At 45.8% G+C, this 13,922-nt stretch carries 12 protein-coding genes; 4 read left to right on the top strand and 8 right to left on the bottom strand.

Features of this window, described 5'->3' with window-relative positions; translation table 11 throughout:
- Positions 1-53: 53 nt before the first annotated feature.
- The 6 genes from U0R10_RS08160 to U0R10_RS08135 are packed head-to-tail and all read right to left on the bottom strand — an operon-like array spanning position 54 to position 4,849.
- Complete coding sequence (locus U0R10_RS08160; RefSeq protein ID WP_377983472.1) at positions 54-629, bottom strand: precorrin-2 dehydrogenase/sirohydrochlorin ferrochelatase family protein; 576 nt, start codon at positions 627-629, stop codon at positions 54-56.
- Between the two features lie 4 nt (positions 630-633).
- A complete protein-coding gene (rlmN, locus tag U0R10_RS08155) occupies positions 634-1,674 on the bottom strand; it encodes a dual-specificity RNA methyltransferase RlmN (RefSeq protein WP_377983471.1) in 1,041 nt (346 codons plus the stop codon).
- Position 1,675: 1 nt separating this feature from the next.
- Positions 1,676-2,128: a GatB/YqeY domain-containing protein gene (locus tag U0R10_RS08150; RefSeq protein WP_377983470.1), complete on the bottom strand. Its 453-nt coding sequence runs from the start codon at positions 2,126-2,128 to the stop codon at positions 1,676-1,678.
- A gap of 1 nt (position 2,129) precedes the next feature.
- The gene (locus U0R10_RS08145) at positions 2,130-3,650 is read right to left on the bottom strand and encodes a GH3 auxin-responsive promoter family protein (RefSeq protein ID WP_377983469.1); all 1,521 of its coding nucleotides are present in this window, start codon (positions 3,648-3,650) and stop codon (positions 2,130-2,132) included.
- Positions 3,651-4,511 carry a glycerophosphodiester phosphodiesterase family protein gene (locus U0R10_RS08140; protein ID WP_377983468.1) on the bottom strand — a complete coding sequence of 287 codons (861 nt, stop codon included), beginning with the start codon at positions 4,509-4,511 and terminating at the stop codon, positions 3,651-3,653.
- A 2-nt stretch (positions 4,512-4,513) separates the two neighbouring features.
- Complete coding sequence (locus U0R10_RS08135; RefSeq protein WP_377983467.1) at positions 4,514-4,849, bottom strand: DUF4296 domain-containing protein; 336 nt, start codon at positions 4,847-4,849, stop codon at positions 4,514-4,516.
- A 107-nt stretch (positions 4,850-4,956) separates the two neighbouring features.
- Between U0R10_RS08135 and U0R10_RS08130 the strand changes: the two genes are divergently transcribed.
- The 4 genes from U0R10_RS08130 to ispE are packed head-to-tail and all read left to right on the top strand — an operon-like array spanning position 4,957 to position 8,480.
- Positions 4,957-5,820 (top strand): DUF58 domain-containing protein, encoded by an 864-nt coding sequence (locus U0R10_RS08130; protein WP_377983466.1) that lies wholly within the window; start codon positions 4,957-4,959, stop codon positions 5,818-5,820.
- Positions 5,817-6,680, top strand: coding sequence for a hypothetical protein (locus U0R10_RS08125; protein ID WP_377983465.1), 864 nt, complete (start codon positions 5,817-5,819; stop codon positions 6,678-6,680). The genes U0R10_RS08130 and U0R10_RS08125 overlap by 4 nt, the downstream gene beginning before the upstream one ends.
- A gap of 29 nt (positions 6,681-6,709) precedes the next feature.
- Positions 6,710-7,669 (top strand): VWA domain-containing protein, encoded by a 960-nt coding sequence (locus tag U0R10_RS08120; RefSeq protein ID WP_377983464.1) that lies wholly within the window; start codon positions 6,710-6,712, stop codon positions 7,667-7,669.
- 1 nt (position 7,670) lies between these two features.
- On the top strand, positions 7,671-8,480 hold the full coding sequence (ispE, locus tag U0R10_RS08115; protein ID WP_377983463.1) for a 4-(cytidine 5'-diphospho)-2-C-methyl-D-erythritol kinase: 810 nt from the start codon (positions 7,671-7,673) through the stop codon (positions 8,478-8,480).
- On the opposite strand, the gene U0R10_RS08110 is transcribed toward ispE, so the two are convergent.
- The gene (locus U0R10_RS08110) at positions 8,477-9,586 is read right to left on the bottom strand and encodes an efflux RND transporter periplasmic adaptor subunit (protein WP_377983462.1); all 1,110 of its coding nucleotides are present in this window, start codon (positions 9,584-9,586) and stop codon (positions 8,477-8,479) included. The genes ispE and U0R10_RS08110 overlap by 4 nt on opposite strands.
- Entirely contained in the window at positions 9,579-13,892 is a 4,314-nt protein-coding gene (locus tag U0R10_RS08105) for a CusA/CzcA family heavy metal efflux RND transporter (protein ID WP_377983461.1), read from the bottom strand. The genes U0R10_RS08110 and U0R10_RS08105 overlap by 8 nt, the downstream gene beginning before the upstream one ends.
- Positions 13,893-13,922: the final 30 nt, after the last annotated feature.

Here is a 13,922-nt window from a genome sequence, read left to right as displayed (position 1 = left end):
CGCTCTCCCCCCTACCTTTGCCAAACCTTGGAGGATTGGCAAAGGTAAGAAGACTACTTCCGAAATATCACCCCCTTCGTCAGCTCATTCAACACCCGAATCTTCTCCTGAAAATCCCCCTTCAACGTCTTTCGCACGGCCTCCATCCCCTCAAGCCCCTCCTGAATCTCCTCCGGAATCACATCCTCCAAAAACGCCCGAATCCGCTTCGCTAAAGTAGGCGACTTCCCATTCGTGGATATCGCAATCTTCAAATCCCCCTTCTGCACAATCGAACCCAAATAAAAATCACATAAGTCCGGCGTATCCGCAACGTTACACAGTAAATGACGCGCAGCACACGTCTCATTAATCATCTCATGCAACTCCCGATTATCTGTCGCGCAAATCACCAAATCCCGACCATCCAAATCCGCCAACTCGAACCCACGCTCACATAAAACAACCTGCGGATAATCCGCTAAAAATTCTAGCGTATCCGGACGAAACATCGGTGCGACCAACGTCACCTGCGCGGCAGGCGAATTGCGCAACAACGCAGACGCCTTCTCAAGCGCCACATTCCCGCCCCCCACGACCAGCGTGTTCAAACGGTCCAACTTTAAAAATATGGGGAAAAGCTCATTCATGGGCTTATTTTTTACCGGCCAACTGGCCACAGGCCGCATCAATATCTTTGCCGCGCGATCGGCGGACATTCACAATCATCTTCTTACTCTCCAAAAACGCCGTAAACTTAGCCAACGCATCCGCCTCCGCATTCACAAAATCAGCCTGCTTAATCGGATTGTACTCAATTATATTAATCTTACAAGGCAAAAGACGCGCAAATTCATACAACTCCCGCGCATCCTCGACCGAATCATTAAACTTATTAAACATGATGTACTCTAACGTAATCTCATTCTCCGTCTTCTCATAAAAATACCGCAACGCCTCCGCCAAAGCCTCCAACGTATTCGACTCATTAATCGGCATAATGCGATTCCGCTTCTCATCATTCGCCGCATGCAACGACAAGGCCAAATTAAACTTCACCTGATCATCGCCCAACTTCTTAATCATCTTCGCAATCCCCGCCGTCGAAACCGTAATCCGACGCGACGCCATCCCCAAACCCTCCGGCGATGTAATCATCTCCACCGACTTAAGCACATTGGCATAATTCAATAAAGGCTCCCCCATCCCCATATACACAATATTTGTCAAAGGAATTCCATATTTCTCCTGCGCCTGATCCCGAATCAACACCACCTGATCATAAATCTCAAACGCCTCCAAATTCCGCTTCCGATCCATATACCCCGTCGCACAAAAACTGCAGGTCAACGAACACCCCACCTGCGACGAAACACACGCCGTCATCCGCTCCCGCGTCGGAATCAAAACCCCCTCAATTAAATGATCATCATACAAAGCAAAACTCGACTTAATCGTGCGGTCCGTACTCACCTGCATCTCCGAAGTCGTTACACATTGTAAGTCAAAGTTGGCAGCCAACCACTCGCGCGTCGACTTAGGAATATTCCCCATCGCCTCAAACGAGCGGGCCGACTTCTTCCAAATCCACTCATATACTTGTTTGGCGCGAAACGCAGGCTCCCCATGCTGAACCATTTCCTGCTTCAGCATCTCCAAACTCAAATTCCGTATCGCCCGCTTCTCCAATACCATGTTATTTTTTCAATAATTCACCCACTTTGGCAGAAATCGCCTTACCATCTGCTAAACCAGCCAACTGCTTCGACGCAACACCCATCACTTTCCCCATATCCGCCGGACTAGACGCTCCCACCGAAGCAATAATCTCAGCAATACGCGTCGTCAATTCTGAATCGGATAATTGCTTGGGCAAAAACTCCTCAATAATCGTCAACTCCGCCTGCTCCTTCTCCGCCAAATCTGGACGATTTTGAGCCACATAAACCTCCAACGAATCCTTACGCTGCTTCGCCGCCTTCATCAAAATTTTCATCTCCGCATCCGCAGAAATGCCACCTTCCGAAGCACCCGAAGTCTCCTCCAATAAAATCATCGATTTAATCGCACGCAACGCACGTAAACGATCTGCATCTTTTGCACGCATCGCATCTTTGATGCCCGCCTCAATTGTTTCTTTTAATGCCATGTTATTGATTAATATGAGCTAAAACTCCGTCTATAAATTCCCGATGATTACTCAAACGAGGTACCTTGTGCTGACCACCCAACTTTCCGCGACTCCGCATCCAGCCATAAAATGTCCCCTGAGGAGCCGCATGGACAACCGGAGGACCTAAAACCAAATCATACGAACGCTTCGCATCATAATCCGAATTGCTTTCCCGTAAGGTCTGATCCAGCACAGCCGCAAAGGTACACAAATCTTTCGGTGCTTTTGAAAATTCAACCACCCATTCATGACTCCCACGTTTCCCCCCATCCATATACACCGGTGCCGCCGTATAATCCTTCATCTCCGCATCCGTTGAACGACAAGCCCGTGCAATCGCCCGCTCCGCATTCTCAATAATCAATTCCTCCCCAAACGCATTAATAAAATGCTTCGTCCGACCCGAAATCTTCACGCGAAAAGGACTCAAGGACGTAAAACGAACCGTATCCCCAATCTTATACCGCCATAACCCCGAATTCGTTGTAATCACCATGGCATAATTCACCCCCAATTCCACCTGCTCCAGCGGCACAATCGATTCCATCTCCTCACCCGTTTCCCCCATCGGAATAAACTCGTAAAATATGCCATAGTCTAGCATCAGCAACATCTCATCCGGACGACTCAAATCATCCTGAATGCCAAAAAAACCCTCCGACGCATTATAAATTTCCAAAAAGCGAACCTCCGACGACGGGAAAACATGCGACTGAAATAAATCTCGATACGGCCCAAAAGCCACCGCCCCATGAACCAAAAACTCAAAATTAGGCCAAACCTCCAAAATCGAACGCTTCCCTGTAATCTCCAATATCTTCTCAATCAACACCAATGTCCACGTGGGAACACCTAAAATACTCGTCACATTCTCTTGAGACGTCTCCAAAGCCATCTTCTCAATCTTCTGATCCCAATCCCCCATCAACGCCACATCCAACGACGGCGTCCGAATCATCTGCGCCCATATCGGCAAATTCTTCATCACAACCGCAGACACATCTCCCATCAGCATCCGTGAATTCATCGTATCCGATGACAAACTCCCCCCAATAGACAATCCCTTCCCCTCAAATATCTTGGTTTCTGGCTTATTTTGAATCAACAAGGTTATCATGTCCTTGCCTCCCATCATGTGACACTCCTCCAAAGATTCCTTCGAAACAGGAATAAACTTACTCCGCGCATTCGTGGTCCCCGACGATTTGGAAAACCAAGAAATTGGCGAATTCCACAACACTTGTTGCTCCCCTTGCATCATGCGCTCGATGTAAGGAAACAATTCCTCATACGTCGAAATAGGTACCCGTTCGCGAAACGTCGCATACGAATTGAAATCCGCATATCCATAGGTGCGCCCCCACTCTGTATCCCGACCATCCGTAATTAATCGAGTCAAACCATCATACTGCAAATCCAATGGACGCTCATACATAGCCTCAATCCGCGGCATGCGCCGCTTCATAAACCACAATAAAGTCTCATTAAATAAGGACATCTAAGGAAGTTTGGGCGAACGGTCCGGGTAATCAGTAATCAAACCGTCTACCCCTAAATCAATCATTTTTTGAATATCCACCCGAGCGTTTACGGTCCACGGAATCACCTGCATCCCATTCGAATGACAATACGCAATCCTCGAAGCATCCAACTGCTTATAACTTGAACTGTAAATCGCTGGCGTAAAGCCCAATTCCGTCACTACGTGTGAAGGCGATTCGTTATCGACTAGAGCCGACAAGCTGACCTTTGGCCAAACCTTATTCCAATACCGAAGTACATCAAAATCAAAACTCTGCAAAACCACAAACTTCCAATCAACCGCCTCCGCAATCACCGCGTGTACCGCCTTCGAGAAATCCGCTACAGCCGCAGGTTGAGATTTGCCATATTCAGCCGGATCCGACTTAATCTCAATATTATAGTAAATAGGCTTTCCTGTTTTCTTTCGAAATGCCTCACCCATCGCTAGCACATCTCGCAATAAAGGCTTAACTGCCGCCACCGCGCGTTGCTCCGGAAACAGTCGATTCCCACGCTTGCCCACATCATACGTTCGAATCTCCGCATAAGTCATTCGAAACAAATTCAATGCACTTTCCTCCGACTTCAACACCGGTTCCCCCGACGGATGACTTGCATACAACGAATTCATATATGGCTCATGACTCACCACAACCTGACCATCAGCTGAAAGACATACATCCATCTCAAGCACCTGAACGCCCATGCCTAACGCATGTTCAAAAGCAGGTAATGAATTTTCTGGAAATAATCCGCGGCAACCGCGATGACCTTGAAGGAATGGCATTTGGGCCATAATCGAAAAATTTAATAGCAAAAGTATAGCAATTTTCATGTTTAACGACGCTGCGCTTTTTTGCGTTTTTCTGCCACCACGAGCTTCACCTCATTATATAATTGAATAAAATCCTTAGGCTCTTTGGCATAAGATTCCAAACTCTTAACAAACGTAAGGGAATCCACTCCATGACGCTTCAATGTCTTTTTTTCGAGGAAATGGTACATCAACAAACTTGAATCCATGTTGGTGACACCCATAGAGCTAATATTTGCCTCATCGATATGAATATCTGCCAAAATCTGCGCCATTTTCTTTTCCTCTATACGCTCAGGCTTGCCCAATTCGGAACAGCCCAGCAGACCCACAAATAGCACTAAATAGCCTAATTTCATCTGTCAAATAAAGGCTTAAATTAGAAAGCTTTTCTCGGATTTCATTCAAATTGCCCAAAAAATAGGTAATTTAGCGCCATTCTAAGCCAAAATACCTGATTACAGAAATGGATATTCGATCATTTCTTTCCCGGATTGTGCAATTGGAAATTCGCATCAGAAAAGCGATCAATACCCAAATGCATGGCAACTTTTCCTCCGTTTTTAAAGGATCAGGATTAGAATTCAGCGACCTACGACAATACCACTACGGAGACGACATTAGGCACATCGACTGGAACACAACCGCCAAAGGACACGGAACCTACGTCAAACTATTCAAAGAAGAGAAAGAACAAACCGTCTTCTTCCTCATCGACACAAGCGCATCTTTACTCGTAGGCCGAGAACAAATCTCTAAATTAAACACCCTCAAAGAAGTCGCCGGCGTACTCGCGTTCTCTGCCATCCAAGAAGCAGGGCACATTGGCTTTTGCGCCTATTCAGATAAAATTGAAAAATTCATGGCTCCCGGCTCCGGGAAAAAACATGGATACCGCGTTATTTCAGAGCTTTTTAAATTAAACCCTGAAAATACGGGCACCGATATTAAGTCAGGCCTCCGATTTGCCCTGCAAACATTAAACCGAAAAAGTATCGTTTTCGTACTTTCTGATTTTTTGGACGAAGGATATGAAGACCTACTCAAAGCCGTCGCAAAAAAACACGACCTAATCGTCATCCAAGTACATGATCAAACAGAAATCAACATGCCAAATTTTGGCATTATCCCTGTATATGATCCGGAAAGCAGAACGACGTCCTACATCAATACGTCCACCAAATCATTTAAATCTCTTTTGGTTGACAATACAAGCCGCATTCAAGGCCTAAAACAAATGTGCAAACAGTGGCAAGCAGATTATGTTTCCGTCGAAACAGGAAAGGACTTTGTGCCAGCCCTAGTTAAACTTTTTAGAGTTAGAAGATGATGCAAAACAAACCTGTTCAAATCAAGGGGCAATTCATCGAAGACTCTGCCAAAATTGGCCAAGACATCCATTATAGCCTCCGCGTCATTCATCCAAAAGGGCAAGAAATATTCTTCCCAAGCATTAACCAACGGTTTGGCCAATTACAACCCGTTAAAAAAGACTATTTTACCACCAAAACCCAAGGAAATTTAAGCGTAGATTCAGCCGTATATACCTTCAAATCGTTTTCGATTGAGGACTACCAACTACTCCAAATTCCCGTGTATACCTGGGCTGATGCTGATTGTACCTTACTGGCCGACAAACCTGATACCATCTTTTTAAAGCGATTAGTGCCCAATGCGAAATCGATCGACCTGGATTCGTTGTATCAAACCATTCCGATCCCGCCGCTTCAACCCAAAGCAGACGTGAAAAATGTACTCTGGGGAGGCGCAAGTCTCATCATACTCATTGGTCTTGTCTATTGGCTTTTTGGAAATCGCATTGAACGTGGGTTGCGTATCTACCTGCTTTGGCGCAAAAACATTGAATTCAAGCGCTCATTCCAGCGGCTCCAACGAAACATTTCGAACACAAATAAAGGACTTCAAAACCTTGAAAATGCCTTTTCGCTTTGGAAAAACTACTTGGAAAACTTAACCAAACTTCCATTTTCTACGTTCACAACCACGGAAATGGTCGACAACCTCAAAGACAAACGTTTAGTTAAAGTTCTTAAAGAGGTAGATTCAGCTATCTATGGAGGCAATTTTTCCGAAAAAACAGTAGACGCAGTTAAATTACTGACCGAAATTGCTCAATCTTTGTACTTAACCGAGCGCGAAAAAATTAGCCTGGAGAAAAAGAACGGATGATACCAAGCCTGAAATCTTTTTGGAACCTATTGGAATCGATTTTCGTGTATCGATGGGAGCATGAATTATTCCTCTACCTACTTCCCCTTCCGCTCATTTTACTGTTAATTCGCTACCTAATTCGACGCAACAGCAAATCAAAAGTTGTCCTATCTTTCATCAAACCAATCAAACAAAATAAATTAACGCGGCTACTTAGTTTCATCCCCGATACCGTACTCAGCCTTTGCCTGGTCTGCTTAATCTTTGCTTTGGCAGATCCTTATCAGGTCGTGTACCACCAGCGAATCCAACAAGAAGGAGTCGAAATCGTTATTGCCATTGACCTATCCTCGTCCATGCTCAATAAAGACGTATATCCATCCCGCCTAGAAGTAGCCAAACAAAACGCAAAAAGCTTCATCAAAGCACGTAAATACGACAATATTGCCATCGTGGCATTCGCAGGAGCTCCCTACTTAGCCAGCCCACTCACCCAAGATACCGCCTTCTTACAACACAGTATTGACCGCCTGCAAACCGACCAAATTCCGGAGGAAGGTACCGCACTCGGAGATGCGCTCGGCATGAGTATAAATCAGGTACGCGAAGAAGCCAACCCGAAAAGAATCAACATTTTAATTAGTGACGGAAACAATACAGCCGGGAATTTAGATCCGCTCACCTCAGCTGCACTCGCTAAAACATTTGGCATTAAAGTTTATACCATTGCCGTGGGAAGTCAAAAACCATCACTCGACCCCGTAGACGAAACAACACTCCGACAAATCGCAAGCAAGTCAAACGGCCGCTTCTTCCGTGCCACAGATCAATCCACCTTGCAAGCAATTTTTAACGAAATTGACAAACTCGAAAAATCTAGAAAACTGATTATCCGCGACGAGGAACACGTATCATCCGCATTCTCATTTTTTATAGCAGCCTGTGCCTTTTATCTACTAAGTCTCATCCTGAAACTCACGTGGATCGAAAATATGTTAGAAGATTAATATGATCCTATTCCCAAACGCCAAGATTAACCTTGGCCTCTACATTACCAAAAAACGTCCCGATGGGTTTCATAATCTGGAAACATGCTTCGTACATGTTCCTTGGGCCGACCTACTTGAAATAACCGAAAGTGAGTCATTTACGTTTACCTCAAGCGGTCTAGCCATTGAGGGCCCTGTCACGAAAAACCTATGTTTTAGAGCCTATGAGTCACTTAAGGCCGACTATAAAATTCCTCCTGTACACATTCACCTACACAAAGTCATTCCAATGGGTGCTGGTCTCGGTGGAGGATCTTCTGACGCTAGCTTTACACTGAAGGGATTACGTGACTTGTTTAAATTGCCCCTGACAGATGCCGACTTGCTTCCCTACGCAGCTCAACTTGGAAGCGATTGTGCCTTTTTTTTAAACCCGCAAGCACAAATAGGTACCGGAAGGGGTGAAGTTCTTGAACCTGTCGACCTAAATTTATCAGGGAAATACCTCGTGTTGATCTACCCTAATTTTGGGATATCGACCCAAGAAGCATTTGCTGGTATCAAGCCCAAAAAGGCCCCGATCAAAATCAAGCAAGTCATAAGCCAACCGCCACAAACGTGGAAAGAGGCCCTCTCCAATGATTTTGAAGGAAGCCTCTTTCCAACATATCCACAACTCGCGCAGATTAAAACCGAATTATACGACCTCGGGGCAATGTATGCCGCCATGAGTGGATCAGGATCAACACTTTTTGGTCTATTCGACCAAGAAATTGAAATCCCTACGTCCTGGAAAGCCTACCCGCACTGGCAAGGATTTATACCTTAATCTTTAGCAAAAATAGCTTCCAACGCCGATGCGCCTTGTAACACGACCTGGCCAGCTGGCAATGCTTGTTTCGGAATGATGCCCACATACTCCTGGGTCGCTCCTCGAACCTCAACAGGAATTTGCTTCATCGACCCATTCGCCAGCTCCACATAAATAAACCCACCTTTGCCCACGCGCGCTAAACCGGCTTGGGGAATGGTCAACATCCGTTGGGCCCCCACCTGAATCTCCGCATTCACAAATTGACCAATCGTAAAATTAGCCTCCGCTGCCTCCGACACAAAATGCCCATGGATAGGCGTCAGCCGTGTTGTCAAATCTACCTGTTTACCTACTAAAAATACTTTGGCCTTCGCCGTCATCCCATTGCCACTAAATTCAATCACTTGACCCAACTTGATTTTCGCCAAATCCCGCTCAAATACCTTTAATTCGATATGTTTATGCGCCACACCCACAATCTTAACCAATACATCCGTAGGAGACACAAACTTGCCTATCGCCAAAAACTGCTCATCGATATACCCGTCTATCGGAGATCTAACGACCAAGGTCGAACTAATATTTCCCTGCGCTAAAGACTTCATGTCACATCCCAAAATCTCTAATTTTAAGGCCAACGACTTAGTTAAGGCCTGTAAATTACCTAGATCCGCCTCCGACTGTTGGAACTTTTTCTTGGATCCCACTTCCTCCGCCTGCAAGACCTGCTGGCGCGAACGCTCGGAAACCAATAAACTCATTTGACTTTGTGCCTGCAAATATTCCTGCTGCATTTGAATAAAATCTAAGCTGGTTAGGGTAGCTAAAATTTGGCCCTTCGCTACCTGCTTGCCAGGCAATAATTCAAACGTAGATTTAACATACCCCGAAATAGGGATAGAAACGGACGCTTGTGAGATAGGTGGCACATCGACCAAACCCGTACATGAAATGCGTTCCGAGATCTCGCGCTGCTCCAACTGCCCTAATACGATTCCCGCGCGCTGCTTTTGATCTGCACTTAACTGGATGACACTAGGGGCTTGCGCCTCCTCAGCCGTTTCTTTCTTGCCACAACTTGCGGCAATCACTGCGATTAATAAAATGATGTACTTATTCATTGCCTAAAATAGTTTCGATTTGAATGATGGATTGGTTATACGCCAAAACCTCCTGTAAATATTGTTCCCGAATTTGCCAAGCCTGCTGCGTATTTGCCAGCATCTCCACATATTCAATTTCGCCTTGTTGGTAACTCTTCAAAGCCGTTTTCTCCAGCCAAGCCGCTTGCGCTAAACCTGTCTCTTGGTAATATTGCAACGAACCTAGGTACTTTTCTAGCTGGGTCAAATACCCCGAAAGCTCAGCCGTAACCTGAGCAACTCCCTGTTCCTTTTGGCTCGCATAAACCTGTTCCTGACTTTTTGCCGCAGCCACCCGTGCCTTTTGGCCCTTCGTAAAAATAGGAATGGACAACCCCGCTTGTACATAATTTTGCCCCCCTTGATTTTCAATACTTTGCGAGACTACACCCAAACGGATATCAGGCATCAACTTTTTACGCTCCACCTCCGTTTGCAATTTCCCTTGCTCAATTTGCTCATTCAGCATTTGAACATAGGGCGCGGCCGACAAATCTTTACGCGTTGAAAGGACCAAGGTGATTTTTTCCAATCCCTGAATTTCAAAAGGTTCAGACCGATTTAGCCAATAGCCCAACTGCTGATAGGTAGCTTTCATGTCTAAAAACAGCGCTTTTTGCTTTTGTTGGAACTCCCGCAAGCGCGCCTCCGCAGCCACCAATTCTAGCTTACCCGTTTCACCCTCCTTAAACTTAAGCGTCGCCGCACGCTTCATTTGGACATACATGCTGTCTTGTACTTGGAGGTACTCCAACTGCCTTTTCTGCAACAAGATTTGGGAATAGGTCCACTTAACAGACGCCAAAACTAAATTACGGGTCATTTGTAAGCGTTTTTCTGCCAACAGTTTTTGAGCCGTCAACGCTTTCACCTGTGCCTTTAGTAAGGAAGGCCAAGGGATACTTTGATTTGCGATAACGGTATAATCTTGACTAAAGTAGGTTTGCGTTTTCCCATACTGAAAATCCAATGTCCCCTTAGGCAATTCGCGGCCTGTGGCGATCAGGTCCTGGGCCGTCTGCACCTCTAAGTTGCCAGTTTTCAATAAAGCATTGTTTTTAGTCGCGATTTCCAAACATTGATCTAGAGATAAACGTGGCGTTTGCGCCGAAATACCAAAACCGAATAACAAGATTAAAAGGGTTAGCGCAGAGGTATTCGCCTTCAATTTACGCTCTCGACGAGTCATCAAAATCGAATATACCACCGGAATCACAACGAGCGTCAAGAACGTCGCCGTGATCAAACCGCCAATCACCACCGTGGCCAATGGCCGTTGCACCTCAGCTCCTGGAGAAGTACTGAGCGCCATGGGCAAAAAGCCTAAAGATGCCACCGATGCCGTCATAATCACAGGTCGGAATCGTAACTCCAAGCCCTTTTGCAAGCGCTCAGCGACAGAGAGTCCTTCGGATGCCAATTGCTTAAAATAAGACAGCAAGACAATGCCGTTTAACACCGCCACGCCAAACAACGCAATAAATCCAATCCCCGCAGAAACGGAGAAAGGCATGTCACGTAACCACAAAGCAAATATGCCTCCAATGGCTGAAAGTGGTATCGCGAGGTAAATAATCGCTGCCTCCGTGATCGACTGAAATGTGAAGAAAAGTAAAACGAAAATAAGTACAAGCGCGATAGGCACAACGAGACCCAAACGTGATTTCGCGGCTTGAAGGTTTTCAAACGTTCCTCCATAGGTCACATAATAACCTGCCGGTAAAACTACTTTATCTTTCATGATCTGTTGAATATCAGCTACGACACTCTCCACGTCCCGATTGCGGACGTTAATTCCGATCGTAATCCGACGGTGCGTATTATCCCGCGAAATCTCCACCGGCGCATTTTCAAAGTCGACCTGCGCAATTTCCTGCAACGGAATCGGTGCTCCTTCCGGACGCTCCACATACAATTCGCGTAGATTTTGGATATCTGTCCGATGTGCACTATCCATCCGAACCACTAAATCAAACCGCTTTTCGCCTTCCATCACAATCCCAGCTGTCTCCCCCGCAAAAGTCGTTTTGATGAGTTGGTTTACCGTTTCGACTTCAATCCCATATTGGGCCATTTTAGCCCGATCATATTTCACGACCAGCTGAGGTATGCCATCGATTTGCTGCACTTTAATGTCTCCGACGCCTTCTACCTTACGAATAAATCGGGCTGCGTCTGTCGCATGAGTGAACAATTCTTCCAAGTCCTCCCCAAAAATTTTAATGGCGATGTCCGACTTTACCCCAGCAATTAACTCGTTAAACCGCATTTGAATCGGTTGAGTAAATTCAAAATTCACTTCTGGAAATGCATTTAAGGATTCATCCATCTTCGCCTCAAGCTCCTCCATCGTCTCCGCCTTCGTCCACTCCTTCGGGTCTTTCAAGATGATCAGTAAATCACAAGCATTAATTCCCATCGGGTCTGTGGGGATTTCAGATGCACCAATGCGCGAGACCACTTGCTTGATTTCATTTGGATATTCCTTCAGCAATAATTTCTGGGCTTCCGTATTGATATGTATGCTTTGGCTCAAGGATGCATTGGTAGGCAAGACGACTTCCACCGCAAAATCCCCCTCATTTAATTCGGGAATAAACTCGCCTCCCAACGTGGAGAATACATATAAACTACCGGATAGTAACAGTACCGATGCAATGACCACTTCCTTACGTTTTTGCAATGCCCAATCCACCATAGGTTTATATCCCCGATATAAGAAGTTCATGATGCGATCCGCCATCGTAACTTCATGGCTTATCTTTTTATTGAGGAACATCGCCGATACCATCGGGACATAGGTCAAAGACAAAATCAATGCCCCAATAATCGCAAAACTCACTGTTTGGGCCATCGGGCGGAACATTTTCCCCTCGATACCTCCCAAAGCCATGATGGGGAAATAGACAATTAAAATGATGATTACTCCGAATGCTGCCGACTGGAATATGGCTTGCGCGGAGATCGTAACCTCCTCATCCATGGCTTGTTGGCTCAGCACCTCACCCTTTCGATGTATGTGCAGTCGATGAATAATCGATTCTACAATGATCACCGCACCATCCACAATCAACCCAAAGTCAATTGCCCCCAAACTCATGAGGTTAGCAGAAACACCAAAAATATGCATCAGCGCAAAGGCGAATAACAAACTCAAAGGAATAACTGACGCTACGATTAAACCTGCTCGCCAGTTGCCGAGCAACAACACCAGAATAAATACGACAATAAGACCTCCTTCAATCAAGTTCTTCTCCACCGTCGAAATGGACTTCCCAATCAACACACTTCGGTCCAAAAAGGGCACAATTTTAATCCCTTGTGGCATTGTTTTCTGAATCTCATCCATACGCACCTTGACATCCTTAACGACATTATTCGCACTGGCGCCTTTCAGCAACAACATCACAGCACCCACAACCTCTCCTTTTCCATTCCGGGTCATCGCTCCATAGCGCATCGCTTTCCCGAATTGCACGGTCGCCACATCGCGCACGAGCACCGGCATTCCACCGGGGCCACGTTGGGCAACCACCACTTGCTCAATATCAGCTAGCGAAGTCAGCATTCCTTCTGAGCGGATGAAATAGACATCCGTACCTTTCTCTAGGTAGCTACCCCCAGAATTGGAATTGCTATTTTGTAAGGCGGTAAATACTTGGTTTACCTGAATCCCCAAGGCACGTAAACGCTCTGGATTCACGGCAACTTCATATTGCTTTAGATGTCCACCAAATGAACTGACTTCCACAACACCGGGGATACCCAGCAATTGGCGTTTCACAATCCAGTCTTGGTAGGTGCGTAAATCAGCTAAGGAATATTGATCTTCAAAAGCAGGATCAACCTCTAAGGTATATTGGTAAAATTCCCCCAAACCAGTCGTTATAGGTGCCATTTCGGGCACACCAGCGCCTTTTAAGAGGTATGGTTCTGCACCCTTAAGCTTCTCAGAGACTTGTTGGCGCGCCACCTCCATAGCCACAGCATCGTCAAAAACCACGGTAATGATGGACAATCCCATGCGCGAAACGGACCGAATGTCTTTGACATTGGGAATGGTTCTTAGGGAAATCTCCAGCGGGTACGTGACAAATTTCTCTACTTCGGACGCAGCCAAGGCAGGAGATTGGGTAATCACTTGAACCTGATTAGACGTGATGTCAGGCAGGGCATCGATGGGAAGTTTGCTTAAAGAATAGCCTCCCCATGCGATCAGACCGAATACAAAAAGGGATACTACCAATTTGTTTCGAATACTAAATGAAATAATGGAATTAATCATATTGCTCGTTTATGTAACCTAAAAAAATCA

Source organism: Aquirufa avitistagni, assembly GCF_042715545.1.
GTDB classification, from domain to species: Bacteria; Bacteroidota; Bacteroidia; order Cytophagales; family Spirosomataceae; genus Aquirufa; species Aquirufa avitistagni.
Note: the sequence above shows the minus strand (reverse complement) of the source record. Positions and strands in the feature narration are given on the sequence as shown.

What these genes read in the sequence shown, in the direction of transcription:
- U0R10_RS08160 (WP_377983472.1), bottom strand. Translation starts at nt 629, where the DNA reads ATGAATGAGCTTTTCCCCATATTTTTAAAGTTGGACCGTTTGAACACG.
- U0R10_RS08135 (WP_377983467.1), bottom strand. Translation starts at nt 4,849, where the DNA reads ATGAAATTAGGCTATTTAGTGCTATTTGTGGGTCTGCTGGGCTGTTCC.
- U0R10_RS08125 (WP_377983465.1), top strand. Translation starts at nt 5,817, where the DNA reads ATGATGCAAAACAAACCTGTTCAAATCAAGGGGCAATTCATCGAAGAC.
- U0R10_RS08150 (WP_377983470.1), bottom strand. Translation starts at nt 2,128, where the DNA reads ATGGCATTAAAAGAAACAATTGAGGCGGGCATCAAAGATGCGATGCGT.
- rlmN (WP_377983471.1), bottom strand. Translation starts at nt 1,674, where the DNA reads ATGGTATTGGAGAAGCGGGCGATACGGAATTTGAGTTTGGAGATGCTG.
- U0R10_RS08110 (WP_377983462.1), bottom strand. Translation starts at nt 9,586, where the DNA reads ATGAATAAGTACATCATTTTATTAATCGCAGTGATTGCCGCAAGTTGT.
- ispE (WP_377983463.1), top strand. Translation starts at nt 7,671, where the DNA reads ATGATCCTATTCCCAAACGCCAAGATTAACCTTGGCCTCTACATTACC.
- U0R10_RS08140 (WP_377983468.1), bottom strand. Translation starts at nt 4,511, where the DNA reads ATGAAAATTGCTATACTTTTGCTATTAAATTTTTCGATTATGGCCCAA.
- U0R10_RS08145 (WP_377983469.1), bottom strand. Translation starts at nt 3,650, where the DNA reads ATGTCCTTATTTAATGAGACTTTATTGTGGTTTATGAAGCGGCGCATG.
- U0R10_RS08105 (WP_377983461.1), bottom strand. Translation starts at nt 13,892, where the DNA reads ATGATTAATTCCATTATTTCATTTAGTATTCGAAACAAATTGGTAGTA.
- U0R10_RS08130 (WP_377983466.1), top strand. Translation starts at nt 4,957, where the DNA reads ATGGATATTCGATCATTTCTTTCCCGGATTGTGCAATTGGAAATTCGC.